Here is a 26,199-nt window from a genome sequence, read left to right on the forward strand (position 1 = left end):
AACACGCGTTTGGGCTGGTGCCTCGGGGCGTGTGGGCCCCCCGGCGGGTCCGGGGGGGTTTTGCGCCCCCGCGGGGGGGGCGCGTATCCCCGGTTACCCCCGCGCCTCGCCGTCGTATGCCCGTCGAACAGGTGACGCCGCGACCGGAAGAGGCGAGGAAAGGACCTGCCGCCCCACGCCGGAAACACGCGTGGGCGGTGCACACACCCCGCACGAGGATGCGCGCGCCGCCCACAGGTGCCCGGCGAAGGCCGCCCGGAGTCCCGTCAGAAGACCTGGGTGAAGCAGCCGACCGAGATGACGACCACGGCGAACACGGCCACGAGGCCCTGCGCGAACTTCATGTGACTGCACCTTTCCGAAGTCACCACTCATCATGTGCCGACGATCCTCACACACCGATAATCACTCGTCAAGCAGGTGACGTCATCAACAGGCGCGACGACCGCGAGTGATCGTCATCCGACGGGGCATTCCTGCTCATACAGGGACGAACCTGCGAGCCCATCTACACGGAAGAGCCGCCATCGCTCACCTCCCAGACCAACGTCACCAGCTTGACTGGTTACGATCGCCATGCGAGGGTCACCTGGACGTCGATCCGGGGCAGTGCCGCACGCGATCGTCCGGCCGGATCGCCCACGTCGGGCATATCAGGACAATGGATTAGGCACGGAGGGATTTCACATGATCAACAGGCGCACCTTCGGCAAGGCCCTGGGGCTGGGCACGGGCGCGACTGCCGTTGCGGTGACCGGTCTGCACGGCCTCCCGACCGCCTCCGCCGCCCACCGGACTCGGGACTCGGCTCCGGCACGGACCGGGACCGCGGGCGTTCCCGGAGGCCACACGTCCTTCGCCTCGGTGAAGCAGATCAAGGCCGGGCTGCTGGACGTCGGCTACGCGGAGCTGGGCCCCGCACACGGACCCGTGGTCATCTGTCTGCACGGCTGGCCCTACGACATCCACAGCTTCGTCGACGTCGCACCGCTGCTGGCGGCGGAGGGCTACCGCGTGATCGTGCCCTACCTTCGCGGCCACGGCACGACCCGGTTCCTTTCCTCCCGGACGTTCCGCAACGCCCAGCAGTCGGCGATCGCGCTCGACATCATCGCGCTGATGGACGCCCTGAAGATCCACAAGGCCGTGCTCGCCGGCTTCGACTGGGGCTCGCGGACCGCCGACATCATCGCGGCCCTCTGGCCCGAGCGCTGCAAGGCCCTGGTCTCGGTGAGCGGCTACCTCATCACGAATCTGAAGGCCAACCTGCAGCCCCTGCCCCCCAAAGCCGAGTACGCCTGGTGGTACCAGTACTACTTCGCCACGGAGCGCGGCCGGATCGCCATGGAGGACAAGACGAAGCGTCACGACCTGGCGCGGCTCGTCTGGGACACCGTCTCGCCGACCTGGGACTTCGACGACGCCACCTTCGAGCGCACCGCGGCGGCCTTCGAGAACCCCGACTACACGCCCATCGTGCTGCACAACTACCGCTGGCGGCTGAGCCTCGCCGACGGCGAGCGTCGCTACGACCGCTACGAGAAGCAGCTGGCCGCGCGCCCGGTCATCACGGTGCCCACCATCACCCTCGACGCCGAACGCGACCCCTTCACGGCGCCCGGCGACGGCTCCACGTACCGGGACAGGTTCACCGGCAAGTACGACCACCGCACCCTGAAGGGCATCGGCCACAACCTGCCTCAGGAGGCTCCGGCGGCGTTCGCCGAGGCCGTCGTCGAGGTCGACCACTTCTGAGGTGACCTCGGGGGCGCGGCCGGAAGCCCCGCGGCCGGCCGAACCGTGGAAGCATGGGCCCTTCCGACGGAGAGAAAGCCTCGTGAAGGGCGGGAGCCGCAGTGATCGACGGCTGGGAGTGGGACGAGACCCTGTTCTCGGGATCCGCCGCCTACTACCGGCGCGGCAGACTGCCCTACGCCCCTGGACTGGCGGAGGTGCTGGCACAGACCCTGGGTCTCGACGCGGGTGGACGCCTGATCGACGTGGGATGCGGGCCGGGCATCCTGGCCCTGACCTTCGCCCACGTGTTCCGCGAGGTGGTCGGCGTGGACCCGGACGACGGGATGATCGCCGAAGCGGGGCGCCGGGCCACCGAGGCGGGAGTCGGTGGGAAGACCCGGTGGGTGCGGGCCCGGGCGGAGGATCTTCCGGCGGGCCTCGGCGGCTTCGACGTCGCCGTCTTCGGCCAGTCCTTCCACTGGATGGACCGCGACCTGGTCGCGGCGACCATGATGACCATGCTGTCTCCCGGCGGGGCGCTGGTGCACATCTCGGACCTCAAGACCGACGCTCCCGGCGTCGCCGGTCTGCCGCATCCGGCCGTGCCCTACGCCGCGATGGACGCGCTGGTCAAGGAGTACCTGGGGCCGGTGCGGCGGGCCGGCCGCGGGGTGCTGCCGCACGGGACTCCCGGGGGCGAGGCCGAGGTGTTCCGCCGGGCCGGCTTCCTCGGACCCGAGCGACATGTCGTGCCCGCCGGACGAGCGCTGGAACGCGGCGAGGACGACGTCATCGCCTGGGTGTACTCGATGTCGTCGTCGGCGCCCCACCTGTTCGGCACGCGCCGCGCGGCCTTCGAGAAAGATCTGCGCCGCATCCTGCGCGACGCCTCCGCGGCCGGCCGGTTCTCCGAGCGCCCGCCCAGCACCGAGGTCTTCGTCTGGCGGAGGCCACCCACCGGGCCCTGAGACCGTTCCCGCTCTCGCTCGACGACCATGCCTCACCGGTGTCGGCACCGAACGGACACCGCTTCGGCGAGTGACGAACCTTGCAGCCCCACTTGTCACCTGTCAAAATGGTGATGTGAACCTGACTCATGCTTTCGTATGCGGCAATCCCGCCCTCGACTTCGCCGCGACCCTGCGCGCGCGCAGGTCGGTCAGGTTCGAGATGTTCGCGTCACCGGACAGGCTGGACGCCTGGTACCTGGAGTCGGGGATCGTCGACGCGGTGTCCCCCTGCGACGAGTCCGACGTCGAGCAGGCGACGACGGTGCGGGAGGCCCTCTACGAGCTGATCACCGCCCGCCGGCTCGGTGAGGACTACAACGTCCAGGCGCTGGCCGTCCTGAACGGCGCGGCCCGCAAGCCCCCGGCAACACCGCAGCTCACACCGTCCGGACGGTGGACCGAGGCGACACCGGAGCAAGCGTTGTCCACGGTCGCGCGCCAGGCGATCGAGCTGCTCAGCGGCCCGGACGTACCGCTGCTCAAGGAGTGCGGCAACCCGGAGTGCACCCGCATCTACATCGACCGCTCCCGCGGCACGCGCCGACAGTGGTGCGACATGGAGTCCTGCGGAAACAAGATCAAGGCGGCTGCCTACCGCGCCCGCAAGAAGAGCGCTCCGGCCTTCGCCCACTGATCCGACCTTCGCCCACTGATCCGGCCGCCGCTCACCGTCCAGGCGGCCGCCCACTGATCCGGCCACCGCGCTCCGCCTCGGCGGGCCTTCCGTCGGGGTCATCCCGTCCGCACGGCCGCCCCGGCCGTGCGGACGGCCGGGGCGGCGAGCGGTCATCTCACGGCCGGGCCGTGACGGGATGTGCGTTGTAGCCCTCCACCCGCAGGGCCGGCCGGCCCGAGGCCAGTGCCTCGGCGGGCCAGGACACGGTGATCGTGCGGCTCTCGCCGGGCAGCAGCCACAGATAGTTGTCCTCGTACAGCGTCGGCAGGACCCGGGCGCCGCCCTTGTCGTCCAGCAGGGAGAGCCGGACCATCGCCGCGACGGCGGAGCCGCGATTGCGGATCGTGGCGGTCAGCTTCCTGCGGTCCCCGGTACCGGACACACCGGTGACGGAGGCCGACAGCCGGACCCGGTCGACCGCGTTGAGCGACTTCATCGCCCCCGGAGTGCGGTAGCGCCAGTAGGTGTTGCGGGACACCACCTCGCCCGCGCCGTCCCGCAGCGTCAGACGCAGCAGATGCAGCTCGGGCAGGTCCTCCGACATCTCCACCGTGAAGGCCTTCGCCGTGGACGCGGCCTTCACGTCGACCTGGGTGCTCCTGGCCTTCCCGAGCGGACGACCCGAGAGGTCGTACGTCTGTGCCGTGACCGTCGCGCCCTTGAGGGCTTCGGGCGTGTGATTGACCGCCAGGACCTGCCAGTTCACCGGGTCGGCCTGCACGTGCAGGGGCTCGCAGGCCGAACGGGCCCCGTAATAGGTGCCGTTGACGTCGAAGTCGTAGTCGTAGGTCTGCCACACGGTGCTGTGCCAGGCGGGATGGGACATCCACAGCATCAGACCGCTCGCGTTGTCCCACAGGTTCGCGTTCCACGCCTCGAACATGGCGCGCATGTTCTCGTAGTTGACGAACTGTGCCTTGCGCGTGAAGTCGTCGAGGTCGCCCGCCGTACCCAGCCGGCTCTCGATGGCGGCCTTGTAGTTCTGCGGAGCCTGATTCCCGCGCTCGCTCCAGTCGTGGTAATACCAGGCACCCCGGATCGGCCACTCCGGTTCGTCGCCCACGAGGTTGCGCATGCTGGCGGCCGTGGAGACGACGGGCATCCCGATCTCGGTGTGGAAACCGAAGTCCTTGCTGCCGTAGGTGCCCGCATCGAAGTACCGCTCCGGCTCGACCCACCCGTAGGGGCCGCCACCGGTCACGATGCCGCCCGCGGAGTTGTTCTGGTACAGGATGCCGGGCACCTGCTGTTCCACGGCCTCACGCATGGCCTTGTCGATCGCGGCCGGCGGATTGCCCTCGTTGGCGCCGCACCACACCGCCACGGACGGATGGATGCGGTACCGCAGGACGGTGTCCCGCGCGAGGGAGTTGAAGGCGTCGTGGTCCGGCGGGTCCATGCCCCACGCGTTGGGGAAGTCGTTCCACACCAGGATGCCGTGCTCGTCGCAGGCCGCGTAGAACTCCTCGCGGTTGCAGCTGCCCACCCAGTTCCGGATCATCGTGAAGTTCATGTCGCGGTGCATGCGCACCGCCGCGTCCATCCGGTCTGCGGGCATGCGGCGCAGGAGTTCGTCCCAGCCCCAGTTGCCGCCGCGGACCAGCACTCGGACCCCGTTGACGCTGATCTTGAGCGGATCGGGGGTGTTGGACACCGTCTTCACATCGGTCCAGTCGTCGCCGTCGTCGGAGACCTGGATGGTGTACGTCTTCGGGTAGGCCTGCTCCCAGAGGACGGCCACCCGGTCGAAGCGCCGGGCGGAGCCCAGGTCGACCTGGATCCACTGGTGGTCCTCGTAGGCGGAGGACCAGCGGGTGCCCGGGTTGCCGTCGGTGGCGTGCGTGGCGGGGTGGTCGGACTCCTCCGTGGAGGCGGTGGTGGACCGGCGCAGGGCGAGATCGGTGCCCGGTGCCGAGCTGTCGACGACGGCGAGGGACCACAGCGAGTTGCCCCAACTGGTGTTGCGCACACCGCAGTCGATTCTCACGAAGCGGGCGGTTCTCGCCTCGAAGTCCTCCACGCGCAGGCTCGCGTCACCGCTGCTGAAGGGCAGCGGCACCGCGGTGTTGTCCATGGCCTTCGCGTCCGTCCACTGCTTGCCGTCCTGGGACACCTGGACGACGTAGGTCAGCGCGTACGCCTGCTCCCAGACGAGGTCCACGCGGTCGAAGGACTGCACGGAACCGAGGTCCACGCTGATCCATTCGCCGTCCTGGTAGGCCGAGGACCAGCGGGTCGCGGGGTCCCCGTCGGTGACGTTGCCCGCGCCGTGGCCGTCCTCGTCGACGCTCGACGCGTCGGCCTGGGCGTGCAGGGCGAGGTCGATGCCCGGACGCGCGCCGTCGAACACGGACACGGTCCACAGCGAGCTGCCCCAGTCGGTGGCCCGGGTCAGGCACTTGATCCTGATGTGCCGGGCCTGCTGCGCCGCGACGTCCACGGACTGCGTGTACGCGTCGCCCGAGGCGACGAAGGGCAGCGGGATGTCGTACTCGTAGCCGAACTGCCGTATGCCGAAGCGGGTGGAGCGCCGGTCGCTCTCGGTGCCGTCGACCTCGGCGACGAGCGTCAGGTCGTGCAGGCGGGGGCTGCCCATGCCGTTCGGCCACCACAGTTCGGGATTGCGGACCCGCAGGCGCTCGAAGGCATCGGGGGTGAACGTGACAACGATGTCTTTCCCTGCCGGGACGGTGACCGTCCTGGACACCCGCACCGAGCCGAACGAGGCCGAGACGGTGGCCCGGTGGTCGGCGGAGTCGGCGTTGCGGACCGGGACGGTGACGGTCAGCTCGGCGACCGACAGGTCGGGCAGCTTCGGCAGGACGGTGTCCACACGCGGGTCGCCGATCACGACGTGTCCGGTCGAACGCAGCCTCACGTGGTTCCAGATGCCCGCGCCGCGGTCACGGACGGCGGGCATCCAGTCCCAGCCCGAAGAGGCCAGGTACGTGGGCGAGTTCAGGTTCATCTGGTTCGCGCCGGCATCCACCCAGGCCTCACCCGCGGGGCCCTTGTCGCCGGGGCTGCCGGGCACCGGCATCGGCGTGATCTTCACCGCGAGGGCGTGCCGGCCGTCGTCGGCGTCGGCGAGGTGGGAGGTGACGTCGTGGGCGGATCGGGCGAAGGGGAAGGTCAGGTCGCCCACGCTGCGCCCGTTGAGCCAGATCTCGGCCTTGTGGTTGATGCCGTCGAACTCCAGCCACACGTGCCGTCCGGCACCGGTGCGCAGGCCGCGCGGGAGCTCGAAGTCCCGCTTGTACCACCAGGAGTGGCGGGACAGCGCCTCCGGGACGTGCAGATTGTTCAGACCCTCGACGGGATCGGGCAGCTTGCCCTGTTCCACGAGCGAGCCGAGGACCGTGCCGGGGACGGTGGCGGGCAGCCAACCACTGGTGTCCACGCCCCTCGCCGAGAGTTCCTTGCCCGTACCGTCGGCCCAGTCGTCCATGGTCAGGGTCCAGCCCGACTCCAGCGGCACGGTCCCGTCGTCGGCGACGGCCAGCTTCGGTGCCTTGGAGTGGTGGGTGCCCCAGTCCGTCCAACCCGTGGCGTCCGGGCGGTGTCCACGGGCCGTGCCGTACACCTCGAAGCCGTTGAGGCCCAGCGGGTTGGGGTTGGACCGCTTGCGGGCCGTCATGCGCACCCAGCGGGCGGTCACCGGACGGGCGGGGTGGATGTTCACCACTCCCCCGGTGCCCGCCGTGGTGCGGTACACGCTGGACCAGGAGACACCGTCCCGGGACGTCTCCACGACGAACTCGGTCGCGTAACTCGACAGGATCTCCTTGCCGGTGGTGCCCTGCGCCCAGTTCCCGCTCGACGGCGGGGTGAAGACGGGGTCGGCACCGTCGGCCTCGAACGTCAGCCGGATCCAGCTGACCTCGCAGTCCGCCTGGAGGTCGACCGAGATCCACTGGGGATCGCCCGATCCGGCCCTCCAGCCGGTGCCGCGCACACCCTTCGCGGGAACGCCGTCCACCACGAACTCGGCCGCGGCGGAGGCGTAGGCCTGCGAGGAGACCTCGACGGGGCGGAACGCGGCGATCTCCCCCGGAGTCGCGCTCGCGGTCGCTGGTTCGGTCCCGGCGCCGGTGCGCTCGGCGGCGGCGCCGGCGGTGGGAAACACCGCGCCCAGCCCGAACCCGGCCAGCAGCGTCGTGCCGGTGGTGACGACGGAGCGCCGGGAAGGAGGGCGCGACGGACTCGCCTGATCGGCCATGAAGGAGACGTCCAATCACAAGACGGTACCGGGGGCGAGCGGCTCGGTGCGGCGCGACCCCGACGGCATGACAACGTTGCCATAGGCTGTGACGGGGTGACCGTTCCTGTCAAGGCTTCGGGCTGCGGATCGCGGTCCGGGCGCCGGGAGGTGCGGACGACGCAACCCCGGCCGGGCGGACCGCGGTGGCCGTACGCGGTCGCCGGCAGGACGCGGTGGCGGCTGTCGTACACCGGGGGCCGCCCTCCCGGACGGCCGCGTCCCCGGTCGCTCGACCTCTCGATCCGTTTCCGGCCGGTGAGGACGGGCCGTCCGTCAACTCGGCTCCGCTCACTCGGGGTTCCGATCACCGCCTCGAAGGCATGGGCACGCATGTCGGGTCGGCCGGTGGCGCGCCGTGCCCAAGTCCCGGGACTCGACGAGGGAGTGGGCGCTCGTACCGGCGGACTGCCGATGCACCGCACATGTGCCTTGCCGATCTGCTCCACCATCGCTCCGTGTGCGACGACACGTCGTCCCACCTGCACGGATGTGCACACGTGTGCTGCCTGCACACCCTGCAGGACCCGCTCCGTACCGCCGGCACCCTCATGTCCCCGACAGCTCCTGCCCGTTGGACGGTCCGGGGTCGCCACGAGGCCCCGGACCGGGGCACCGGTACAGCTGCGGCGGCCCCTGTCGCCGAAGTCCATGGGCATCGTGTGCGTCGAACACTGCGGCACATGTCATCCGCGTGGGTACGATGCGCAACGTCACCCGAATGTGAGGGAGTGAACGGTTGTGTCCAGCCAGTCAGCCGCCACGCTCCGAACGCGGTACGAGGAACAAGCCGCGTCGGACCTGGAGGAGAACCGCCGCCGACAGCGTGAACTGATCGATGCCCTTGAGGTGTTGAAACAGGAGGAGACACTCCTGCTGGACATCCTGAAGGTCGCGGAACGTTTCGACGTCCGGGTGCCGCAGCAGGCGAAGGACGAACCCGCTGCCGTGGCCGAGCCGCAGGACGAACCCGCTCCCGCGGCCGAGGCGCCGGAGGCGCTCGGCCAGGATGTCGAGATCCCCGAGGCCGACGCCGCTCCCGCGCCGCCCGAGAAGGCGCCCAAGCGCCCCGGCCGGTCCCAGGCCGCCACTCCCCGACCGAAGAAGAAGACGGCCAAGGCCGTCACCAAGGCGCAGCCACACCAGTCCCTCGGAGAAGTCCTGCTGGGCCTGCTGCACACGCACGACGAGCCCCGGCCGGCGAAGGAGCTGCGCGAGGAACTGCTGCGCAAGCACACCGACCGCACACCGACGCCGCAGGTCGTGCGCAACACCCTGGAGGCGCTCGTCGCCAAGGGCCGCATCCAGCGGCACAAGCAGGAGAGGTCGGTGATGTACACGTTCACCGAGGGGAAGGGGCAGCAGGCCACGGTCCCGGACGCGGGCACACCGGAGACGGAGGGCTGAAGCGGCACCGCCGCCTCGTCCGGGCGCGCCTCGACGACCGAGGTGGCGGTCTCGGCCCGGTTCAGCGCGAAGTGGCCGCCGACACGTACGGCGCCGGGTGTGCGCGCAGGCGGGTCACTGCTGCTTCTTGCCGCCTCCGAGGATCGAACCGAGCAGGTCGCCGAGGTCGCCACCCGCGGGCTGGGCTCCGGACGCGGGGGAACCGGCTCCGGCGCGCTTGGCGGACGCGCGTTTGGCGAGGACCGTCACAAGGGCCGGGATCATCACCTCGAGGGCCCGGGTGACGGTGGCCACCGGGATGCCGGTCTTCTTGGCCACGCTCGTGGCGATCGGTCTGCTCAGCTTGGACAGCACCCCGGCCATCATTCCGCCGCCGAGAAGACCGCCGAGGCCGCCGAGGGCCGCCACTCCTCGCAGCGGCTCCTGGCCGGGCTCGGCGAGACCGGCCAGGGCCTCGCGGACCTCTCCGGCGTCCTCGCCGTCGGCCCGCTCCCGGAGTTCGCCGGCCGCGGCGTCGACGGCGGTCCCGACAGCGGCCTGGGCACCGTCGGCGTCGGTCCCGAGCAGCTGTGCGATCTCCTGCACCTTGTCATCGCCGAGCTCTTGCAGGACGTCGTCCTGGAGTGAAGGTTCGCTCATGCCTGGAACGCTACGTCGATGCAGTTCGGGCGGCATGTCGAGCGTTCTTCGCCGCCGGCCTGCGCCCGGAACGGCCGCAGGGCCGTGCGAAGGTCCCGGTGGGCCCGGGTGACCGGTACTGTTCCGGGCCACCCGGAGCCTCGCCGTGACGGGCACCGCGTCCCGGCCGACTCCGCCCGGGATTCCGCGCACGCTGAACAGCGGGGCTGTACGGCCATCGGTCCTGCGCTGCCTGCCCGTTCCACGTGCCGTGTCGAAGGCGAGCGGTCAGTGCGGCCACGGCAGGACGGTGAGCTCCGGCCACGCGTCCTTCCAACGTGCCGCCTTGGCCTCGTAGACCTCCCGCGGAGCGAGGGCCGGGTTGGGCCGAAGGACGAGGCCGAACACGTCGGAGAGCCCGTGCGGTGCGTAGACGCGCCAGTCTCCGCCCGGTTCCAGACGGACGCCCAGACAGCACGTGGTCGACGCGAAGCTGTCGATCGCGGCTTCGGTGGACTCGTGCGGCGGGCAGGGCACCCCGAACTTCTGCTCGTACCAGAGGTGCACGCGGGCCTCGTTCCGGATCTCCACCTCGGCCGGGAGACCGGCGAACACTGTCCGACCCGCTGCGATCACGGCATCCTCCGCCTCCCAGGAGAGGTCGCCGTCGTCGAAGTAGAAGAGGTCGTAGTCACGGATGCCGTGGGTGGGGTCTCTGTCGGTGACCACGTTCCACACCGTCTGGAACAGGCACCCCGCCGTCACGTACCAGCCCGGCAGCTCCAGCGTCGCCGCCCTGGTCATCACGTCCGTCAGGATCTCGTTACGGGAGAGCGCGGCCCGCAGGCCGTCGAGTTGCTCATCGAGAGGAAGTCGGCCAAGCATCCGCCCTGCCTACCACGATCGCTTCCGGACCGTCACGGCCGCATGAAGATCCGTAAGGCACCGTGATCCAATGGGGGGGGCCACAACAGATCTCGGGGCGGAGTGGGGCGTGTTGAGCGACGGAGGGGCGGACGAGGGGAGTCTCCAGCCGCTGGAGGACGGTGATCCGCACGTCGTCGGCAGCTATGTGCTGGTGGCGCGACTCGGGTCCGGCGGCATGGGCCGTGTCTTTCTCTCGCACACACCCGGCGGACGCGCCGTCGCGGTCAAGGTGATCCGGCCGGAGCTGGCCGAGAACCCGGAGTTCCGGCTGCGCTTCCGTGCCGAGGTGGCGGCGGCGAGCCGGGTGCACGGCCTCTACACGGCTCCGGTGGTGGACAGCGACACCGAGGCGTCCATGCCGTGGTGCGCGACCGCCTACGTACCAGGGCCCTCCCTCGCCGAAGCGGTGCGCGTCCACGGCCCGTTGCCCGTGGACACCGTGCTGCGGCTGATCGCCGGGGTGGCCGAGGCCCTCCAGGCGGTGCACCGCGAGGGCATCGTGCACCGGGATCTCAAGCCGTCCAACGTGCTGCTCGCCTCGGACGGGCCGCGTGTCATCGACTTCGGTGTCGCGCGGGCCGCGGACGCCACCTCCGTGACGCAGAGCGGCACCGCTCTCGGCACGGTCGCGTACATGGCGCCGGAGCAGGTGCTCGGTGCGGAGGCCGCCGCGTCGGCCGACGTGTTCGCGCTGGGCCAGACCGCTGTGTTCGCGGCGACGGGCGGTGCCGCCTTCGGGGACGGCGATCCGCACGCGGTGCTCTATCGCGTGGTGCACGAGGAGCCCGACCTCAGCCGAGTCCCTGCGGACATGAAGGAATTGACCGCACGCTGCCTTCGCAAGCCTGCCGCCGAGCGGCCGTCCGTCGAGGAGGTCATCCGTTCCGTCCAGACGATCCGGGCGAGCCGCGGTGACGACGCCCGTCCGACGTCCGGGGCATGGCTGCCGGGCGAGTTGGCGGCCGGGATCGCCGCACGGACCGAAGGCGCGGACAAGGCACGCGCGGGATCGACTCCGGCCTCTCACGGCCCTGGTGTCTTCGGGCCGGCGATCGCCTACTCACCCACCTCCCCGTCCCATGCCGTGTCGCCCGCGCCCTTCGTGATGGGGCACCAGGCGGTCCCGGCCGGATTCGGTCCTCCGCCGCCCGGACCGCTCGCCCAGGAGCCCGCCGCCGCGCGGACCTCTTCGGTGGCCACGAGCGGCAGGAGCCGCAAGGCCCGGGCCTGGATGCTGTCGGCGGTCGGCGTCGTCCTCGTCGCGTGCGGGGCGACCGCCGCGCTGCTGCTGGTCCCGGGGGACGACCACGGGAGCGACGACCGGGCGCAGGCGGCCGCTTCGCAGTCGGCGGCGGCCGAGAAGGCGTCACCCTCGGCGTCCGACTCCCCATCCACGGGGGCGTCGGCGCGGCCCACACCCACCAAGTCCCGGCTGCCCTCGGCTCCTTCGGGCCCGACGGCACCCACCCGGGCCGTGACCTCCGCTCCCGCGATCACCGCGTCCACCGGGCCGACGGCGCCGAAAGCACCCGCCCCGGTGGCCTACGCGGGGATCCGGATGACGGCGAGCCACGATCTGTATCTGGCGGACACTCCGGTACGGGCCAAGGCGGACACCGGAAGCTCCGACGAGGACCTCACGTACGCCGTGTACTCCTCGGGCGCCGTCCTCGCCCCCGGCACCACCTCCGGCAGCTCCCTGGCCCTGCTGCCGGCGGGACGGCAGGGAAGCCTGGACGCGTGCCGGGCTGCGACCGGCTACCGGTCCTACCTGTGGGTGAAGGACCTCGCGGTGGGCCGGCAGATGTGCGTCGTCAGCGGCACGGGGCATGTGGGCCTGGTGACCTACCGGGGCTCCTCCGGGACGACGTACGCCACCTTGGACGTGACGGTGTGGCGCGGCGCGGCCCGGTCCGGGTGACCCGCGGCGAAGCCCTCGCCCGGCGCGCCGCTCGCACGGCGGCGGTCAGGCGCCCGCGGCCTCTGCGGTGAGGTCGGGGACCGGGCCCGGCGGGGAGGCCAACGACGCGTGACCGGCGTCCAGTTCGATGGTCCGGCGCGGGTTCATGCGCTCCGCCATGCGGCGTTCGTTGTCGGCGTGGATCATGCGGTCGGTGGTGGAGACCTGGTACCAGCTCGTTCGCGCGCCAGGCCGGCGCGGTCACGTTGTCGCCGAAGGCGGACGCCAGTGGTGCCTTCTGCGTCACCGCCATCACCAGGGGTCACGGCCGGATCGCACGCTCGGACCGTCCGGGCTCAGTGGCCGCCGCTGGGCCGGTCGCAGCCGGTGTGGTCGGGGTAGCCGGCGAAGGCGTCCGCCTCGGTGGACTCGAGGTTCATCGTGCCCTCCACGCACAGCGGGGAGGCGTCGATGAGGAAACCGACGCCGGTGGAGCCGTTCTGGTACGACTGCACGTTCCCCGCGGAGTAGCCGAGGGCGGTGAGTGCGCTGCGGGTGTTCGCCGGGTCGAAGTCACCGCGCCTGCGCAGCGGTTCGAGCGCGTCCTCGACACGGCCGACGGCGGCGAGTCCTTCGCAGCGGCGCTCGCCGTGCAGCGGGATGGGGACCATGAAGCCGTGGTTCTCGGCGTAGTGATCGGTGGGCGGCACGGCCGGGCCCGAGGTCGACGCACTGGGCGTCGGTGTCGGGGTCGGGCTCTCACCGGGGCAGGGGAAGTCGGCGGGCTTGCTCGGGCTCGCCGCAGGGGTCCGTGAGGGCGCACCCGCGCCGGTGGTGTCGCCCGGCCGCTGCCATCCGCATCCCGCCACCAGTAGGGCCAGCACCGCCACCGGCAGCATCCCCGAGCGCACCGCCGTCGTCCTGATCTTCGTCATGGCCCGATCCTCCCCCGGGTCACACGTGACGTCATGAGTTCTCGTACTCATGTGCGGCGACGAGGTGGTCCGTCGCGCCGTCGGCGGCGCGACCCCCGGTCGTTCGCGCACCGACGACGTCCGGCTTCCCGGGCTCACGCCCGCAGGTCGCGCGCCATGGCGCGCCCTACACTGCGTACGGTGACGAACACCGCGCCCCGTCGCGGGCGCCGGCCCGGCAAGCCCGACACCCGCGCGCAGATCCTCGAAGCCGCACGACGACGGTTCCTCACCCAGGGGTACGACGAGGCAAGCATGCGGGACATCGCGGCCGACGCGGATGTCGATCTCGCCCTGATCAGCTACTACTTCGGTTCCAAGAAGGGCCTGTTCGGCGCGGTGCTGGCACTGCCGGCCAACCCCGCCGACCTGGTGAACCGCCTTCTGGAAGAGGGCGACCCGGCCACCTTCCCCGAGCGCGCCCTGCGTCACATGCTGCACGTGTGGGACGACCCGGTCTCCGGACCGATCCTGCTGGCCACGTTCAAGAACGCCGCCGCCGATGACACGTTCGCGGACCTGCTCAAGGAGATGCTGGGCCGCGAGGTCATCGACCGCATCGCCGCCCGGCTCACGGGGCCGAACCGGCTGCGGCGGGCCGGGGCCTTCTCGACCGTCATGGCGGGGCTGATCACCGCCCGGTACATGCTCCGGCTGGAGCCCGTCGCGTCGATGAGCCCCGACGCGTTGGTGCGTGTCTTCGGTCCGCAACTGCGGATGGCCCTCTCGGCCGGGAGCAGTCACCGAGGACCGGCGCGGTCCAGGTCCGCGTCCGGCTGATGGGCCCCGCGCCTTCGGCGCGGCCAACCTCCGTCCGCCCGGCCGGGATCCGCTCGGCCTGCTCGGTCCGGGACCATCCGGTGCCGGCCTTTCGGCCTGCCCGGTCCGGCCTCTCGGTCCTCCCGTCCGGCCCGGCGCGCCCGCTCGGTCCGGCTCACGAAGACCTGGACGGAAATTCATCACCGATCGCCAATCCCCCGGCACTGCTCGACGACCCCTGTCGAAAGGTCGGCTTCTGCGCAGGTCATATCCCGTTTCGCCCAGGTGGTGCCGCATGGACGGCAGGCAACGGTCGGTGCGGTTAATTCATCGCCATGGAAATGACCTGTGCGCGGTTCCCACCCTTGGGGGCACACACAGCCGACCCACCCCGGGTCGTCGCCAGGAAGAGATGCCTTCGATGCCCACACCCCAAGTCGTTCCCGCCACGGCGCCCGCCCGGGCCGTACGCCACAATCTGGTCCTCGCGATCACGTGCCTCGCGCTCGGCACGGTGGTCGCGGCCATGGCGTCGCTCAATGTCGCCCTGCCCGACCTGGCGCGTGAAACGCACGCGAGCCAGACCCAGTTGTCGTGGATCATCGACGCCTACAGTCTCGTCTTCGCGGCGCTGCTGCTCCCGGCCGGCGCGTTGGGCGACCGGTTCGGCCGCCGCAAGGCCCTGATCGCGGGACTGGCCCTGTTCGGGGGCGGTTCGGTGGCGGCTGCCTGCACCACGGACCCCGACGCGCTGATCGCCCTGCGCGGTGTGCTGGGCGTGGGCGCGGCCATGGTCATGCCGGCCACGTTGTCCACCATCACCGGGACGTTCCCGCGCGCCCAGCGGGCTCGGGCGGTGAGCGTGTGGGCGGCGGTGGCCGGTGCCGCCGCGATCGTCGGCATCTTCGCCACGGGATCGCTCCTGGAGGCGTGGTCGTGGCGCTCGGTGTTCCTGCTCAACGTGGTTCTGGCCGCCGCGGCGTTGACGGGCACCGTGCTCTTCGTCCCCGAGTCCGCCGACTCGGACCAGCCCCGGCTGGACGTCGTCGGCGCGCTGCTGGCCATGGTGGGCCTGGTGGCGTTGGTCTACTCGGTCATCGAGGCGCCGACCCGCGGTTGGGGCGATCCGGTCACCCTGACGGGCATCGCGGCGGGCCTGCTGGTCCTCGCCGGTTTCGTCCTCGTCGAACTGCGCCGCCGTCATCCTCTCCTGGACCCGCGGCTGTTCCGCAACCGCCGCTTCGCCGCCGGGTCCTTGTCGATCATGCTGCAGTTCTTCGTCTTCTTCGGCTTCATCTTCGTGATGATGCAGTACCTGCAACTGGTGCGTTCCGACAGCGCGTTGATGGCGGCGGTCACCATGCTCCCCATGGCGCTGGCGATGATTCCGGTGTCGCGGCTGACGCCGAAGCTGGTCGCACGCTTCGGCGCGCGGGGTCCGTGGGTGACGGGTCTGGTGGCCGTGGCCCTGGCCATGGGCGTGCTGTCCCGGCTGGAGACCACCAGTTCGTACTGGCTGATCGCGGCGGGCCTGGTGCCGCTCGGCATGGGCATGGGTCTCGCGATGACTCCGGCCACCACGGCCATCACGGACGCCCTGCCGCGCTCGCTGCAGAACGTCGGCTCGGCGATGAACGACCTGTCCCGGGAACTGGGCGGGGCCCTGGGCATCGCCGTCCTGGGCAGCCTGCTCAGCGCCGCGTACCGCAGTCACCTGAGCCTGCCGGGCGCTCCCGAGCACGTCACCGACATCGCCCGCTCGTCGCTGGCCGCGGCGAGCGCCATCGGTGGACCGGTGGCCGACCATGCGCGCACGGCCTTCATGGACGGAATGCAACTGGCCCTGCTGGGCGCGGCCTTCGCGGCCGGGGTCGCCGCCGTCGCGGTCGCCCTGCTCCTGGGCCGAGCCGGTGCGGAACCGGGCGAACCGGTGGACGAGGCCGAGGACGAGGTGAGCGGGGCGCGCATCCCGCAGCCTGCCGACGTCGGCTGAACACCCCCGTCGCCGGGGCCGCGCGGCCTCGCGAAAACCAGCTGCACCCGCACGATCACTGCCGTTAGTGCCTGTCTGAGATCCCTGGTCCTACGTTCCGGTGATCAGGATGCTGAGCGGTATGGCGTCTGATGAGGTGGTTCGAAGGTATTGCCGGGAGTGTGGCGTGCCGCTGTCGCCGACGAAGTCGGCGTCAGCGGTGTTCTGTTCGGGTAGGTGCAGGTCACGGCGGTGGCGGGTGTTGGAACAGGCCCGTCGGCGGGTGGCGGCGATGCCGTGTGGGGACGAGGCGGTGTGTCCGGTCTGCGGCCGGGAATGGACGGTGGGGGTGGAACATCGGCGGTCGGCGGTGTTCTGTTCTTCTCGGTGCCGCACGCGGGCCTGGAGAGAGAAGGCGTCACGGGATTCCGTCACGGTGACGCCATAGCCGAACGCTGCCCCGGCAGGACCACAGGTTCGCAGAGGGTCAAACGGCCTCGTCTTCGCGCCTCGCGCGCCCCCACTTCGAGCCTGCCGCTGGGAAAACCAGGGCTCCACTCTGGTCGTGACCTGGGCTGATGTGTTGTCGCGCGGCCGCTGTCCGGTGGCTGGCCCTGCCCGGGATGAAGAGGGTGGATGCGGCATGTCGGAGCGGGTCGGGAACGTCTCACGGACGCGTTACGAACAGTTGGTGGCCGAAGCGAGGGAACTGGTCGCGCAGGTTACGAAGGCCCAGTTCGCACTCGGGGACAAGGCTGTGGAGATCGAGCCGATGAGGCCGGTGGGCGGCTCGGTGGCCAAGGGCACCGAGGAGCTGTTCACGGTCGAGGAGTCGCTGCAGATGTTCGCCGACGACATCGGGGTAGCTCTGGCCACGGTGATGGACTGGCGGTGGACCGCGTCGCGCTGGCCGACCGGCAGGCGCAAGGACGGGGTGTCGTTCACCGTCCACAAGATCCTTGCGTCGATCCTGGACGAGGCCGAACGGTGGATCGCCATAGAGGACGCCCCGTTCAACCCTCGGGCCAACAAGAAACAGTGGACCACGGACGGGGCGAAACGCCTGGTCGGGCAGCAGGTCGACCGGCCGGTGACGGTCGAGGAGAAGGTCCGGGCGGTGAGGGATCTGACCCGCGACGACGAGGTCGCCGTGAAGGTTACGGCCAGTCTGCTGAGCAGGCCGGAGACCGCGGCTGCGCTGCCGGCCGCCGACCGGGTGAGGGTGGTGAGGGATCTGACCCGGGATGACGAGGTGGCCACGCACGTCACCTCCGAGCTGCTGCAACGGCCCCGCGTCGCACGACAGGCCATGCGCAATGACGACACCCGCTTCACGGTCAACCGGGCTCAGTTCGACAACAGCGAAGAGTCTCGGGAGAGGATCCGCGACCGCGTCCCGGCGGTCCGCAGGATCGAGCACACCCTCGAATATTTGGACCTGGTCGGCTCCTGCCACCAGTACGTCGCCACCCTGGGACGGCTCGTCCCGCGGATGCGGGACCAGGAGTTCACCGACGACGAGCGTGAGACGATCCGCCGCGGGATCGCGAAGGTCCGCGGCGCCGCGAACTGGCTGGAAGCCGCGATCGACACCGGACACTTCAGCCTGGACGAGCAGCTCGCACAGCTCCTCAAAGGCGACTGAGCCATGGCTGCCCGCCGCCGCAGTTCACAGGCCCGGCCGCTGAGCGAGCACTATGGCGACCTGGTCCGCGTCGCCCTGATGGAGGCCCGACCATCCGGCCTGCACACCGGACAGCTGGTCGCCGCCACCCGCCTCACCCCGTCCCAGGTCGCCCGCGGGGTCCGCCACCTGCGCGATGTCGGCGCCGCCGAGCACCTCACCCCGATAATCTGGCGCCGCAGGGACGGCTACCTGTTCTCCGACGAGCCCGCCGACTGGATCGAGTACGAGAAGAAGCAGTTCCGCACCATCCTGGGCAGGCTCACGCGACTGATCACGGGGACGCTCGACCCGCACCTGGTCCGCTACCCCGACGACGAATGGGCCCAGCTGGCATCCGCCCAGCTCACCGGCGTCCGCGCGACCCTGGCCCAGCTCACCAAATAGGCCGAACCCGAACGAATCCCGAGCCCCGGCCATGCCTCTGATGTCCCGCCGACGCCGCTACCCATCCGACACCACGGTCGCCGAATGGGCGCTGCTCGAACCCCTGCTACCCCTCCCGGCCTGCCAGAGCAAGACCGGTGGCCGGCCGGAAAAATGGCACCGCCGCGAGATCGTCGACGCCATCCGCTACCTCGTCGACAACGGCGTCAAATGGCGGGCCCTGCCCGCCGACTACCCGCCCTGGCAGACCGTCTATTACCACTTCGCCCGCTGGCACCGGGCCGGCGTCGTCGCCTTCCTGCGCGACCAGCTGCGACAGCGAATACGTACTGGCCAGGGACGATGCCCCTGGCCAGTCACCCTGATCGTCGACTCGCAGTCCGTCAAGGGAGCCGAGACCGTCTCCAAAGCCACCCGCGGCTTCGACGCCGGGAAGAAGATCAACGGACGCAAGAGACACATCGCGGTCGACACCCTCGGACTCCCAGTGATGATCACGGTGACACCCGCCGACACGACCGACCGCGACGCGGCCCGCGAGCTGCTCTGGCGCCTGCGCGTGATGCAACCGCAGATCACGCAGGTCTGGGCCGACTCCGCCTACGCCGGTCAGCTCATCAACTGGTCCGACGACTTCCTGAGCATGACACTCCGGACCGTCTCCCGTCCCCGCGGGGCGAAGGGCTTCGTCGTCCTGCCTCGCCGCTGGAAAGTCGAACGCACCCTGGGCTGGATCATGAAAGCCCGGCGCAACGTCCGCGACTACGCACGGCTTCCCCAACACTCCGAAGCCCACCTGACCTGGGCACTCATCACCCTCATGACGCGCAGACTCACCAGCAAAGGCCCCCAGGCCAAGTGGACGAAGAAGGCATGACTGCCAGCTCCGGCAGTTTTGAATGCAGTCGATATCATCTGCCTTTTGATGCGCACGGCTGACAGCGCCTGCACTGACGATTGGTGGACACCATGAGCGACATGTGGACCGGCGAAAAGGTACGTCTGCGAGGTGTCGAGCCGGAAGACTGGGAGAGGTTCCGCGATCTGGCCAAGCACACGGTCGATGTCCGCAACGCTGACCTGGTCGACCCTCCTCGCTCAGAAGAGAGCTTTCGTGCCTGGACTGCTGAGCGTGCTGGGCGCCCACCAGGGGGAGAAGCCTTCCGGCTGGTCATCGAGACGCTGACCGATCGTGCGTTCGCAGGCTCCGTGACCATCGGAGAAACCGACAGCCGTGCAGGACGATTCAAGACCGGCATCGAGATCACCCGTGATCACCGCCGCAAGGGCTACGCGGCTGAAGCCACTGAGCTGATCCTCACCTACATGTTCGCCGAGCAGCGATGCAACAAATGTGAGGTGGAAGTCTACGCATTCAACGAGGCTTCCCTCGCTCTCTACCACCGTCTGGGCTTCGTTGAAGAGGGGCGGCTACGGCAGCACGAATTCTTTGCCGGCACCTATCACGACGTGGTGCTACTGGGCATCACCGCCGCCGATTACTGGGCCACGCACGAACTCCCATCGGTGCGCTGACCTACACAGAACTCTCATCTCAGCCGCCCAAAGCTCTCGTTCGTCCTGCCAAAAGATCCACAGCGACGATCTGGGATCTCAGACAGGCACTTAGGGTCGGAGTCGTGCAGGTGCGCAGGCTGCGGCTACTTCGCCTGCAAAGCGGGAAACGCGGGTTCGAATCCCGTCACCGGCTTCTCGCCGGTGTCGTCCAGCGGCCCAGGACACCTACAGCCGCCGCCGACCCTGATCTCTGCACGTCCACGGCACGAGCCGCCCGCCACGGGGGAACACGGCGGGCGGCTCTGCCTGTCGGGGCACAGGGTGTCGCGTTCGAGTCGCCGCCCGCCCACGGCCGCACGGAACGGCTCGGCCCCGCATGCCGCACCTGGGCTCCGACTAGGCCAGGCGCGACACCTGATAGTGGGCGATCCGCCAGCCGTCGGCCGTACGGCGCACCAGGACACCGAGGTTGACGGCGAGGGTGGGGCGGTCGGTGAAGGAGAAGTCGACGGCCAGGTAGCCGAGGACGAGGTCCTCGGACAGGCGTCTGGTCTCCAGGATGCGATAGGCGGCCGCCAGGCCGAGGGGCTGCCCCTCGTAGTAGGCGGCCACGCCCAGTCGGCCGGTGCTGTAGGGGTGCAGTCCCTGGAAGATCGCGTCCTCGGTGAACTGTGCGGCCACCTGCTGCGGTTCGTGGGCGTCGACGGCGGTCTTCCACCGGTCGAGGACGTCACGCAGGATCGCTTCGCTGTTGTCTGTCATGGTGTCCATCAGGGTGCTCCTGGTGATCGGGCGGGCTGGGATCTGCCGGTGCGGCGTGTCGCGCGGGGCGTGAGGGGAACTCCGTCCCACGCCCCGCAAGGGGTGACCCGCGCGTCAGTGTCCGGCGCTCATTCCGCCGTCCACGTGGAGGATCTCGCCCGTCACGAACGGGGCGTTCTGCAGGTACATCACCGCGTCGGTGATGTCGCTGGACTCACCCATCCGGCGGACCGGGTGCAGGCCCGCGAGCACTTCGTGGGTCTCCTCGGGGTGCATGGGGGTCTTGATGGTGCCCGGCGCGACCGCGTTGACGCGGATGCCGCGCGTGGCGTACTCGATGGCGAGGGACTTGGTGGCGGACTGCAGGCCACCCTTGGTCAGCGAGGCCAGCACGGACGGGACGCGGGCGTCGGCGTTGTCGACCAGGCTGGTGGTGACGTTGACGATGTGACCGCCGCCCTGCGCGAGCATCTGCTCGATGGCCAGCTGGGTGATGCGGAAGAAGCCGGTGACGTTCACCCCGGTCACGGCGGCGAAGTCGTCCTGGGTGTAGTCGGTGAAGGGCTTGGCGACGAAGATGCCGGCGTTGTTGACGAGCGTGTCGATACGGCCGAACCGCTCGACGCCCGCGGCGATGACACGCTCCGCCGTGGCGGGGTCGGAAATGTCGCCCTGGACCGTCAGAACGCCCGCGTCGTCGGCGGGAGCGATGGTGCGCGAGGTCGCGACGACGGCGTAGCCCTGCTTGCGGTAGGCGGCGACGAGGTCCGCGCCGATGCCCTGCGAGGCGCCGGTGATGACTGCGACCTTCTGGTCCTGAGTGCTCATGATGACCTTCTCCGTGATGGTTGGAACGACCGTCCCGGTGGGAGACGACCGCCGAACGATCTACTAGCCGACCGGTCGACTATTTGAAAGTAAGGCGTCGTGGTCCAATCGTCAAAGGCGCACGGGCCCCGGGACGGGACCGAATTCCTCTCAGTTGGTAGGCGCAGGCTCCCAGTACAGGTCAGCGGGCACGCGCCGGCTCATGAGTCGAAGGAGCCCGGGGGCTTCGGGGTCCCTGCCCGGGCCGAAAAGCCCTCGGCCGCCCGGCCCCCGCGGAAGGGATCCGCTACTGCCGGTACGGATCGCAGTCGGGGAGCCAGGCGCCGGAAGCATGGATGCCGAGGTCGCCCACGCCGTCGCAGAGCGCGTCGACGGCGGCCAGGACGGAGGAACGGACCTCGTTCCGGCGCCAGACCAGGGACCAGGTCCAGTAGATCTCGGGCCCGACCACGGCGCGCCGGACCAGGTCGGACGGCAGCGGGCTGGTCTGCCCCTTGGGCGAGTTGATCACCGGTCGGCCGCTGCGGCGGACATGGTCGAAGAACGCGGGTCCGGTGATGCCGCCGTCGGAGATGCGTACCGCGCGGGCCCCGGTGCTCTTGGCCAGTGCCTCGGCGTAGGTGTTCCAGGACGACCAGGAGGTGGCGTCGTCGTCGAGGAGCACGTCGGTGTCCTGGGCCGCCACGTCACCCGTGGCGTCGCCGACGGCGACGGCGTACAGCCGGTCGGCGCCGACGAGACGGGCCCGCAGGCCGCGCTCCTCCAGGGAGCCGGTGGGCACCCAGCAGACCGCGACGTCCAGACTGCCGTCGGCGACCCGTGCGACTTGGGTGTGCGAGGGGGCGACCCAGGCGTCGACATGCACTTGGGCCACGGGGGCGGTGCGCGCCGTCAGGTGCGGCGGAAGCCAGTTGACGTAGCCGAGGCGGACGGGTTCCGATCCGGACAGCCTGCGCGCGCGAAGCTGGAGGTCGTCGGCGCGTTCCAGCAGGGCGCGGGAGTGCGGAAGCAGGGCGGAACCGGCCGGGGTGAGGGCCACCGAGCGGCGGTCCCGGTCGAACAGCCGTACACCGAGGTCGCGTTCGAGCGCCTTGATCTGCTGGGACAGGGAGGGGCCGGCGATCAGTAGACGCTCGGCGGCCCGGCCGAAGTTCAGTTCCTCGGCGACGGCGACGAAGTACCGCAGCTGGCGCAGTTCCACGCTGGTCATGCTACGTCGCTGGGAGGGTGCGCCTACCAGCAGGGAGTCAGCCGGTCGTGGCGCTCGGCCGGGAGCGGGCGGACCATGAGGGCATGAATGCCCGACGGCGGAGCGACACGCTTGCGCCACCGCAGGACGTGTCACCGGCGGGACGCCTCATCGAACGGAGAAGGACCATGCGCGAGTTCCTGGTCGAGATCACCACGACCGTTCCCGAGGGCACTCCGCAGGAGGAGGTCGACCGGCGGCGCGCCGCCGAAGCCGTGCGGGCGCGGGAGCTGGCCGCCACCGGTCATCTGGCACGGCTGTGGCGCCCGGTCGGGGAGCTGCGCAGCATCGGCGTCTGGCGGGGCGACGACGAGGAGGACCTCCGGGAGAAGGTGCTCGGCACGCTGCCGCTGAGCCCGTGGATGACCTTCGGCATCACCCCGCTGGAATCCCACCCCAACGACCCGGGCCGGACCGACTCCACCGCCTGAGCCGCCCGCTCGCCGCGCGTGACCACCGGGCTCGGACCACTGGCGCCGCCTGTCACCCGGCGCCGGCATCCCCTCCCCGGACGCTCACCCGGCGGTGCCCCGTGCGCCTGTCCACGATCCGCACCCCTCGTGCTCCGCACCGTCCGTGATCGGCACCGTCCGTGATCCACACCGCTTTCCAAGGACTTCTCATGCCACTACGACGGCCCTCACGTGCCTCCACGGCCGAGGAGGGCGCCGCGCCGCACTCTCCCTGGCGCCACGTCGCCCAAGCCGCCGCGGCACTCGCCGCGGGCATGGGAGTGGGCCGGTTCGTCTTCACTCCGATCGTCCCGCTGATGCACGCTCAGGCCGGGTTGTCCGCGGGCGCGGGCGCTCATCTGGCCACCGCCAACTACATCGGCTACCTCGTCGGCGCACTCGCCGGCATCCTGTGTCCCGCCCTGGTCCGCTCCCCCGCCCTCCTGCGCGCGAGCCTGGCGGTGCTGGTCGGCAGTCTCGCCGCCATGCCCGCCACCCACAGCACGGCCGTGTGGATCGCACTGCGGCTGCCGGCCGGGGTGGCCAGCGCGCTGATCTTCGTCATCGCGGTGAGTTCGCTCCTCAGCCACCTGCGGGAGCACCCGGCCCATCTGCCCGGCTGGGCGTTCGGCGGGGTCGGCGCGGGGATCGCGCTGTCCGGGCTGCTCGTCCTCGGCGTACGCTCCTTCGCCGACTGGCGGGCCGCGTGGTGGGCCTCAGCAGCGCTCGCCGCGCTCCTCACCGTCATGGCGTGGAACCTCCGCCCCGAAGCCGCACCGGCGGCGCCCACGGCGACAACGGAGACCGCCACCGCCGGGGAACGCGAACCGAGGGCACGGACCGGGCGCTGGTTCACCGCCCTCTTCGCCTCCTACACCCTGGAAGGCATCGGCTACATCGTCGCCGGTACGTTCCTGGTCGCCGCGATCGAGCAGGGCTCACCCGGGTGGATCGGCAGCGGCGCCTGGGTGCTGGTCGGCGTGGCCGCCGTGCCGTCGTCGGCGCTGTGGGCCTGGCTCGGGCGCCGCTGGTCGCGTCCCGGCCTGCTGCTCGCCGCGCTCGTCATCCAGGCGGTCGGCATCGCGCTGCCCGCGCTGTTCGACGGCGTGACGGCCGCTCTGGTCTCGGCCGTCCTGTTCGGGGCGACCTTCATCGGCATCAGCACGCTCGCCCTCGCCGCGGGCGCGCACCTGCGCTTCCCGCGGTCCGTCGCCCTGCTGACCGCCGGATACTCCGTCGGTCAGATCCTCGGCCCCCTCGTCGTCGCACCACTGCTCCGGCACGGTTACCACCAGGCGCTGCTCCTGGCGTCCGGCGTGGTGCTCGCGGCGGCGGTGGCGGCGGCCGTCCTGCGCAGCGGGTTCCCGCACCACGTGGTCGTGGTGCAGCAGGGCACGTCCGAGGGGCGCTCGGAAACCGCCGAGCGCGTTCCGGCTCCGGACGGGAGCGGTGCCTGAGCGAACCGGGGCGGGGACGGCGGGCGAGGGAACCGCGTCCTGGCCCCTTTCGCGGTCACCACACCGCGTGACCGAATCGCGGTGCCGTGACGGCCTGACCGGTTGGCGGTCACCACACCGGTCACCACACCGCATGACCGTTCGCGGTCGCCGCGCAACCGGTGTCAGACCGCGGCCACGGCCTCCCGCGGAGCGGCGGCACCGAGCAGCGCCAGGCAGTTCGCCCACAGGGGGCTGAGCCGCTGGGTGCTGTTGTAGAGCTTGGCGAACAGGACCTGGCCCTCCAGCTGGGCCACCACCGCTCGTGCGGCCTCCCGCGTGTCGGTCACGGTGACGTCCTGGCGGGCGAGAGCCTCGGCGACGACCGATTCGACCATGTCGACCTGTGCCTCGAAGATCTCCTGGAGCCGTTCCCGGATGGACTCGGTCTGGTTGCTCATCTCCAGCGTGAGGTTCCCGAACATGCAGCCCGACACGGTGCCGCAGCTCTGCTGACCGGCGCGCTGGGTGGCTTCCGTCTCCTCGAACAGCGTGCGGAGCCGTTGCAGCGGTTCCGCGTCGCTGCCGAGGATGCGCGTCCAGGCCTGCTTCTGCGCGGCCCAGTGCTCGTCGATCACGGCGAGGGCGAGGGCTTCCTTGGAATCGAAGAAGTAGTAGAAGCTGCCCTTCGGCACACCGGCCGCCTTGCAGATCTCGGCCACGCCCAGGGCCGAGTAGCCGCGCAGCTCGATGAGCGTCTGCGCAGCACCGAGGATCTTGTTCCTGGCATCGCTGGTGCGTCCCATGAGAGCAGTGTACGACCGGTCGTCTACAACCGACGTCACCTCCGTCGGTTTCCCGGGTCATGCCGGGCGATCCGCGCACCGGACGCCGGGCCGTACGGGGCGAGCTGCCGGGCGCAGGCCTCCCGGGCCGCGCTGGACAGCAAGACGCCGGCGCCGTCGAACAACCGGTACAGCGCGGGGCCGTACCGCTCGGCGAGCTCCTCGTTGTGGGCCAGTACGTCGAGCTCGTTGGCGGCGGTGATCTCCAGGAAAGCGCGCAGATCCACGTCGGCGACGGCATGCTCGCGACCGGTGAAACGATCACGGAAGGCGACGGGCCGGCCAGGGCCGATCCGGGGGTAGACGGTGCCGCGGTCACAGCTCCCGTAGAGGTGGACCAGCGCCTCGGCGCGGTAGCCGATGACCTCGGCCAGGGTCGCGCGCTCGGCTACGGGCAGCAGGTGCCGGTCGAAGCCGTCGGTCCCGTAGGCCGCGTGGCACATGCCCGCCGCCTGGACCGCCTCGTCGGCCCCCCACTCCGCCAGCAGTTCCCGGACGCGGCACAGGTGCGCCAGCAGGGTGCCGCCCGGGTGCGGGATCCCGGCGGCCCCGTGAGCGCGCAGGAAGGCCTCGGCCCGGGACCAGCGGGGTGCGGTGTCGGTGTCGTCGGCCGTGTCGGCGTGGGCGGCCGTGTGGGCGTGATGGGTCAGGGCGGCGGCATCGGTCATGTCGGCGGCATCGGCGTCGTCGGTCATCTCACGAGTCCTAGATGAGTAGTTCCGATGTGGCTCAGTGGTCGTAGGCGATCAGTGACCTGGTGATGGGTGCGCCGATGGTGCGGTTGTGCCAGATCGCGCAGG

General features: G+C 70.6%; 23 protein-coding genes and 1 tRNA gene. 14 read left to right on the forward strand and 10 right to left on the reverse strand.

Translation table 11 applies throughout. The features are described 5' to 3' along the window. Nucleotides 1–687: 687 nt before the first annotated feature. The 3 genes from ACZ4IF_RS28195 to ACZ4IF_RS28205 all read left to right on the forward strand — a co-directional run bounded on the left by ACZ4IF_RS28195 (nucleotide 688) and on the right by ACZ4IF_RS28205 (nucleotide 3,381). A complete protein-coding gene (locus ACZ4IF_RS28195) occupies nucleotides 688–1,755 on the forward strand; it encodes an alpha/beta fold hydrolase (RefSeq protein WP_467567713.1) in 1,068 nt (355 codons plus the stop codon). A 101-nt stretch (nucleotides 1,756–1,856) separates the two neighbouring features. Continuing rightward, on the forward strand, nucleotides 1,857–2,705 hold the full coding sequence (locus ACZ4IF_RS28200; protein ID WP_467567715.1) for a class I SAM-dependent methyltransferase: 849 nt from the start codon (nucleotides 1,857–1,859) through the stop codon (nucleotides 2,703–2,705). Nucleotides 2,706–2,820: 115 nt separating this feature from the next. After that, nucleotides 2,821–3,381, forward strand: a complete 561-nt coding sequence (locus tag ACZ4IF_RS28205; RefSeq protein WP_467567717.1) for a CGNR zinc finger domain-containing protein — start codon at nucleotides 2,821–2,823, stop codon at nucleotides 3,379–3,381. 157 nt (nucleotides 3,382–3,538) lie between these two features. On the opposite strand, the gene ACZ4IF_RS28210 is transcribed toward ACZ4IF_RS28205, so the two are convergent. Next, nucleotides 3,539–7,642 carry a discoidin domain-containing protein gene (locus ACZ4IF_RS28210; RefSeq protein WP_467567785.1) on the reverse strand — a complete coding sequence of 1,368 codons (4,104 nt, stop codon included), beginning with the start codon at nucleotides 7,640–7,642 and terminating at the stop codon, nucleotides 3,539–3,541. Between the two features lie 780 nt (nucleotides 7,643–8,422). Between ACZ4IF_RS28210 and ACZ4IF_RS28215 the strand changes: the two genes are divergently transcribed. Next, complete coding sequence (locus ACZ4IF_RS28215; RefSeq protein WP_467567719.1) at nucleotides 8,423–9,088, forward strand: hypothetical protein; 666 nt, start codon at nucleotides 8,423–8,425, stop codon at nucleotides 9,086–9,088. 114 nt (nucleotides 9,089–9,202) lie between these two features. Here the strand turns inward: ACZ4IF_RS28215 and ACZ4IF_RS28220 are convergent, their stop codons facing one another. Continuing rightward, nucleotides 9,203–9,727 carry a DUF937 domain-containing protein gene (locus ACZ4IF_RS28220; RefSeq protein WP_467567721.1) on the reverse strand — a complete coding sequence of 175 codons (525 nt, stop codon included), beginning with the start codon at nucleotides 9,725–9,727 and terminating at the stop codon, nucleotides 9,203–9,205. Between the two features lie 267 nt (nucleotides 9,728–9,994). Continuing rightward, complete coding sequence (locus ACZ4IF_RS28225) at nucleotides 9,995–10,591, reverse strand: nucleotidyltransferase family protein (RefSeq protein ID WP_467567723.1); 597 nt, start codon at nucleotides 10,589–10,591, stop codon at nucleotides 9,995–9,997. 109 nt (nucleotides 10,592–10,700) lie between these two features. On the opposite strand from ACZ4IF_RS28225, the gene ACZ4IF_RS28230 reads away from it, so the two are divergent. After that, nucleotides 10,701–12,554: a serine/threonine-protein kinase gene (locus tag ACZ4IF_RS28230; RefSeq protein ID WP_467567725.1), complete on the forward strand. Its 1,854-nt coding sequence runs from the start codon at nucleotides 10,701–10,703 to the stop codon at nucleotides 12,552–12,554. Nucleotides 12,555–12,599: 45 nt separating this feature from the next. On the opposite strand, the gene ACZ4IF_RS28235 is transcribed toward ACZ4IF_RS28230, so the two are convergent. Both ACZ4IF_RS28235 and ACZ4IF_RS28240 read right to left on the reverse strand, forming a co-directional pair. Then, nucleotides 12,600–12,740, reverse strand: coding sequence for a hypothetical protein (locus ACZ4IF_RS28235; protein WP_467567727.1), 141 nt, complete (start codon nucleotides 12,738–12,740; stop codon nucleotides 12,600–12,602). Nucleotides 12,741–12,889: 149 nt separating this feature from the next. After that, the gene (locus ACZ4IF_RS28240) at nucleotides 12,890–13,468 is read right to left on the reverse strand and encodes a hypothetical protein (protein ID WP_467567729.1); all 579 of its coding nucleotides are present in this window, start codon (nucleotides 13,466–13,468) and stop codon (nucleotides 12,890–12,892) included. A 180-nt stretch (nucleotides 13,469–13,648) separates the two neighbouring features. Between ACZ4IF_RS28240 and ACZ4IF_RS28245 the strand changes: the two genes are divergently transcribed. The 7 genes from ACZ4IF_RS28245 (at nucleotide 13,649) to ACZ4IF_RS28275 (ending at nucleotide 20,020) form a co-directional block, all read left to right on the forward strand. Beyond that, complete coding sequence (locus ACZ4IF_RS28245; protein ID WP_467567731.1) at nucleotides 13,649–14,287, forward strand: TetR/AcrR family transcriptional regulator; 639 nt, start codon at nucleotides 13,649–13,651, stop codon at nucleotides 14,285–14,287. Between the two features lie 400 nt (nucleotides 14,288–14,687). Then, the gene (locus tag ACZ4IF_RS28250; protein WP_467567733.1) at nucleotides 14,688–16,259 is read left to right on the forward strand and encodes an MFS transporter; all 1,572 of its coding nucleotides are present in this window, start codon (nucleotides 14,688–14,690) and stop codon (nucleotides 16,257–16,259) included. Between the two features lie 622 nt (nucleotides 16,260–16,881). Then, entirely contained in the window at nucleotides 16,882–17,883 is a 1,002-nt protein-coding gene (locus tag ACZ4IF_RS28255; RefSeq protein WP_467567735.1) for a DUF6192 family protein, read from the forward strand. Between the two features lie 3 nt (nucleotides 17,884–17,886). Beyond that, nucleotides 17,887–18,309, forward strand: coding sequence for a hypothetical protein (locus tag ACZ4IF_RS28260; protein WP_467567737.1), 423 nt, complete (start codon nucleotides 17,887–17,889; stop codon nucleotides 18,307–18,309). Nucleotides 18,310–18,349: 40 nt separating this feature from the next. Next, entirely contained in the window at nucleotides 18,350–19,186 is an 837-nt protein-coding gene (locus tag ACZ4IF_RS28265) for an IS5 family transposase (RefSeq protein WP_467567739.1), read from the forward strand. A 92-nt stretch (nucleotides 19,187–19,278) separates the two neighbouring features. Then, nucleotides 19,279–19,845: a GNAT family N-acetyltransferase gene (locus ACZ4IF_RS28270; RefSeq protein WP_467567741.1), complete on the forward strand. Its 567-nt coding sequence runs from the start codon at nucleotides 19,279–19,281 to the stop codon at nucleotides 19,843–19,845. A 106-nt stretch (nucleotides 19,846–19,951) separates the two neighbouring features. Next, nucleotides 19,952–20,020: transfer RNA gene (locus ACZ4IF_RS28275), tRNA-Ser, on the forward strand. Nucleotides 20,021–20,223: 203 nt separating this feature from the next. Here ACZ4IF_RS28275 and ACZ4IF_RS28280 read toward each other — a convergent pair. From ACZ4IF_RS28280 to ACZ4IF_RS28290, 3 genes are all read right to left on the reverse strand, one after another. Further along, nucleotides 20,224–20,598, reverse strand: coding sequence for an SgcJ/EcaC family oxidoreductase (locus tag ACZ4IF_RS28280; RefSeq protein ID WP_467567743.1), 375 nt, complete (start codon nucleotides 20,596–20,598; stop codon nucleotides 20,224–20,226). Nucleotides 20,599–20,703: 105 nt separating this feature from the next. Beyond that, complete coding sequence (locus ACZ4IF_RS28285) at nucleotides 20,704–21,417, reverse strand: SDR family NAD(P)-dependent oxidoreductase (protein WP_467567745.1); 714 nt, start codon at nucleotides 21,415–21,417, stop codon at nucleotides 20,704–20,706. Nucleotides 21,418–21,703: 286 nt separating this feature from the next. After that, nucleotides 21,704–22,627 carry a LysR family transcriptional regulator gene (locus ACZ4IF_RS28290; protein ID WP_467567747.1) on the reverse strand — a complete coding sequence of 308 codons (924 nt, stop codon included), beginning with the start codon at nucleotides 22,625–22,627 and terminating at the stop codon, nucleotides 21,704–21,706. A gap of 167 nt (nucleotides 22,628–22,794) precedes the next feature. Between ACZ4IF_RS28290 and ACZ4IF_RS28295 the strand changes: the two genes are divergently transcribed. Continuing rightward, the gene (locus ACZ4IF_RS28295) at nucleotides 22,795–23,097 is read left to right on the forward strand and encodes a muconolactone Delta-isomerase family protein (RefSeq protein ID WP_467567749.1); all 303 of its coding nucleotides are present in this window, start codon (nucleotides 22,795–22,797) and stop codon (nucleotides 23,095–23,097) included. Between the two features lie 191 nt (nucleotides 23,098–23,288). Continuing rightward, nucleotides 23,289–24,575 carry a YbfB/YjiJ family MFS transporter gene (locus tag ACZ4IF_RS28300; RefSeq protein WP_467567751.1) on the forward strand — a complete coding sequence of 429 codons (1,287 nt, stop codon included), beginning with the start codon at nucleotides 23,289–23,291 and terminating at the stop codon, nucleotides 24,573–24,575. A gap of 164 nt (nucleotides 24,576–24,739) precedes the next feature. Here ACZ4IF_RS28300 and ACZ4IF_RS28305 read toward each other — a convergent pair whose 3' ends face one another. Further along, entirely contained in the window at nucleotides 24,740–25,360 is a 621-nt protein-coding gene (locus ACZ4IF_RS28305) for a TetR/AcrR family transcriptional regulator (RefSeq protein WP_467567753.1), read from the reverse strand. Between the two features lie 35 nt (nucleotides 25,361–25,395). Next, a complete protein-coding gene (locus tag ACZ4IF_RS28310) occupies nucleotides 25,396–26,094 on the reverse strand; it encodes a DUF6817 domain-containing protein (protein WP_467567755.1) in 699 nt (232 codons plus the stop codon). Between the last annotated feature and the right edge of the window lie 105 nt (nucleotides 26,095–26,199).

The organism is Streptomyces sp. NPDC025784, from assembly GCF_055558435.1.

Coding starts and splice junctions, on each gene's coding strand:
- ACZ4IF_RS28195 (WP_467567713.1), top strand. CDS start 688: ATGATCAACAGGCGCACCTTCGGCAAGGCCCTGGGGCTGGGCACGGGC.
- ACZ4IF_RS28210 (WP_467567785.1), bottom strand. CDS start 7,642: ATGGCCGATCAGGCGAGTCCGTCGCGCCCTCCTTCCCGGCGCTCCGTC.
- ACZ4IF_RS28220 (WP_467567721.1), bottom strand. CDS start 9,727: ATGAGCGAACCTTCACTCCAGGACGACGTCCTGCAAGAGCTCGGCGAT.
- ACZ4IF_RS28225 (WP_467567723.1), bottom strand. CDS start 10,591: ATGCTTGGCCGACTTCCTCTCGATGAGCAACTCGACGGCCTGCGGGCC.
- ACZ4IF_RS28235 (WP_467567727.1), bottom strand. CDS start 12,740: ATGATCCACGCCGACAACGAACGCCGCATGGCGGAGCGCATGAACCCG.
- ACZ4IF_RS28240 (WP_467567729.1), bottom strand. CDS start 13,468: ATGACGAAGATCAGGACGACGGCGGTGCGCTCGGGGATGCTGCCGGTG.
- ACZ4IF_RS28250 (WP_467567733.1), top strand. CDS start 14,688: ATGCCCACACCCCAAGTCGTTCCCGCCACGGCGCCCGCCCGGGCCGTA.
- ACZ4IF_RS28255 (WP_467567735.1), top strand. CDS start 16,882: ATGTCGGAGCGGGTCGGGAACGTCTCACGGACGCGTTACGAACAGTTG.
- ACZ4IF_RS28260 (WP_467567737.1), top strand. CDS start 17,887: ATGGCTGCCCGCCGCCGCAGTTCACAGGCCCGGCCGCTGAGCGAGCAC.
- ACZ4IF_RS28265 (WP_467567739.1), top strand. CDS start 18,350: ATGTCCCGCCGACGCCGCTACCCATCCGACACCACGGTCGCCGAATGG.
- ACZ4IF_RS28270 (WP_467567741.1), top strand. CDS start 19,279: ATGAGCGACATGTGGACCGGCGAAAAGGTACGTCTGCGAGGTGTCGAG.
- ACZ4IF_RS28280 (WP_467567743.1), bottom strand. CDS start 20,598: ATGGACACCATGACAGACAACAGCGAAGCGATCCTGCGTGACGTCCTC.
- ACZ4IF_RS28285 (WP_467567745.1), bottom strand. CDS start 21,417: ATGAGCACTCAGGACCAGAAGGTCGCAGTCATCACCGGCGCCTCGCAG.
- ACZ4IF_RS28290 (WP_467567747.1), bottom strand. CDS start 22,627: ATGACCAGCGTGGAACTGCGCCAGCTGCGGTACTTCGTCGCCGTCGCC.
- ACZ4IF_RS28295 (WP_467567749.1), top strand. CDS start 22,795: ATGCGCGAGTTCCTGGTCGAGATCACCACGACCGTTCCCGAGGGCACT.
- ACZ4IF_RS28300 (WP_467567751.1), top strand. CDS start 23,289: ATGCCACTACGACGGCCCTCACGTGCCTCCACGGCCGAGGAGGGCGCC.
- ACZ4IF_RS28305 (WP_467567753.1), bottom strand. CDS start 25,360: ATGGGACGCACCAGCGATGCCAGGAACAAGATCCTCGGTGCTGCGCAG.
- ACZ4IF_RS28310 (WP_467567755.1), bottom strand. CDS start 26,094: ATGACCGACGACGCCGATGCCGCCGACATGACCGATGCCGCCGCCCTG.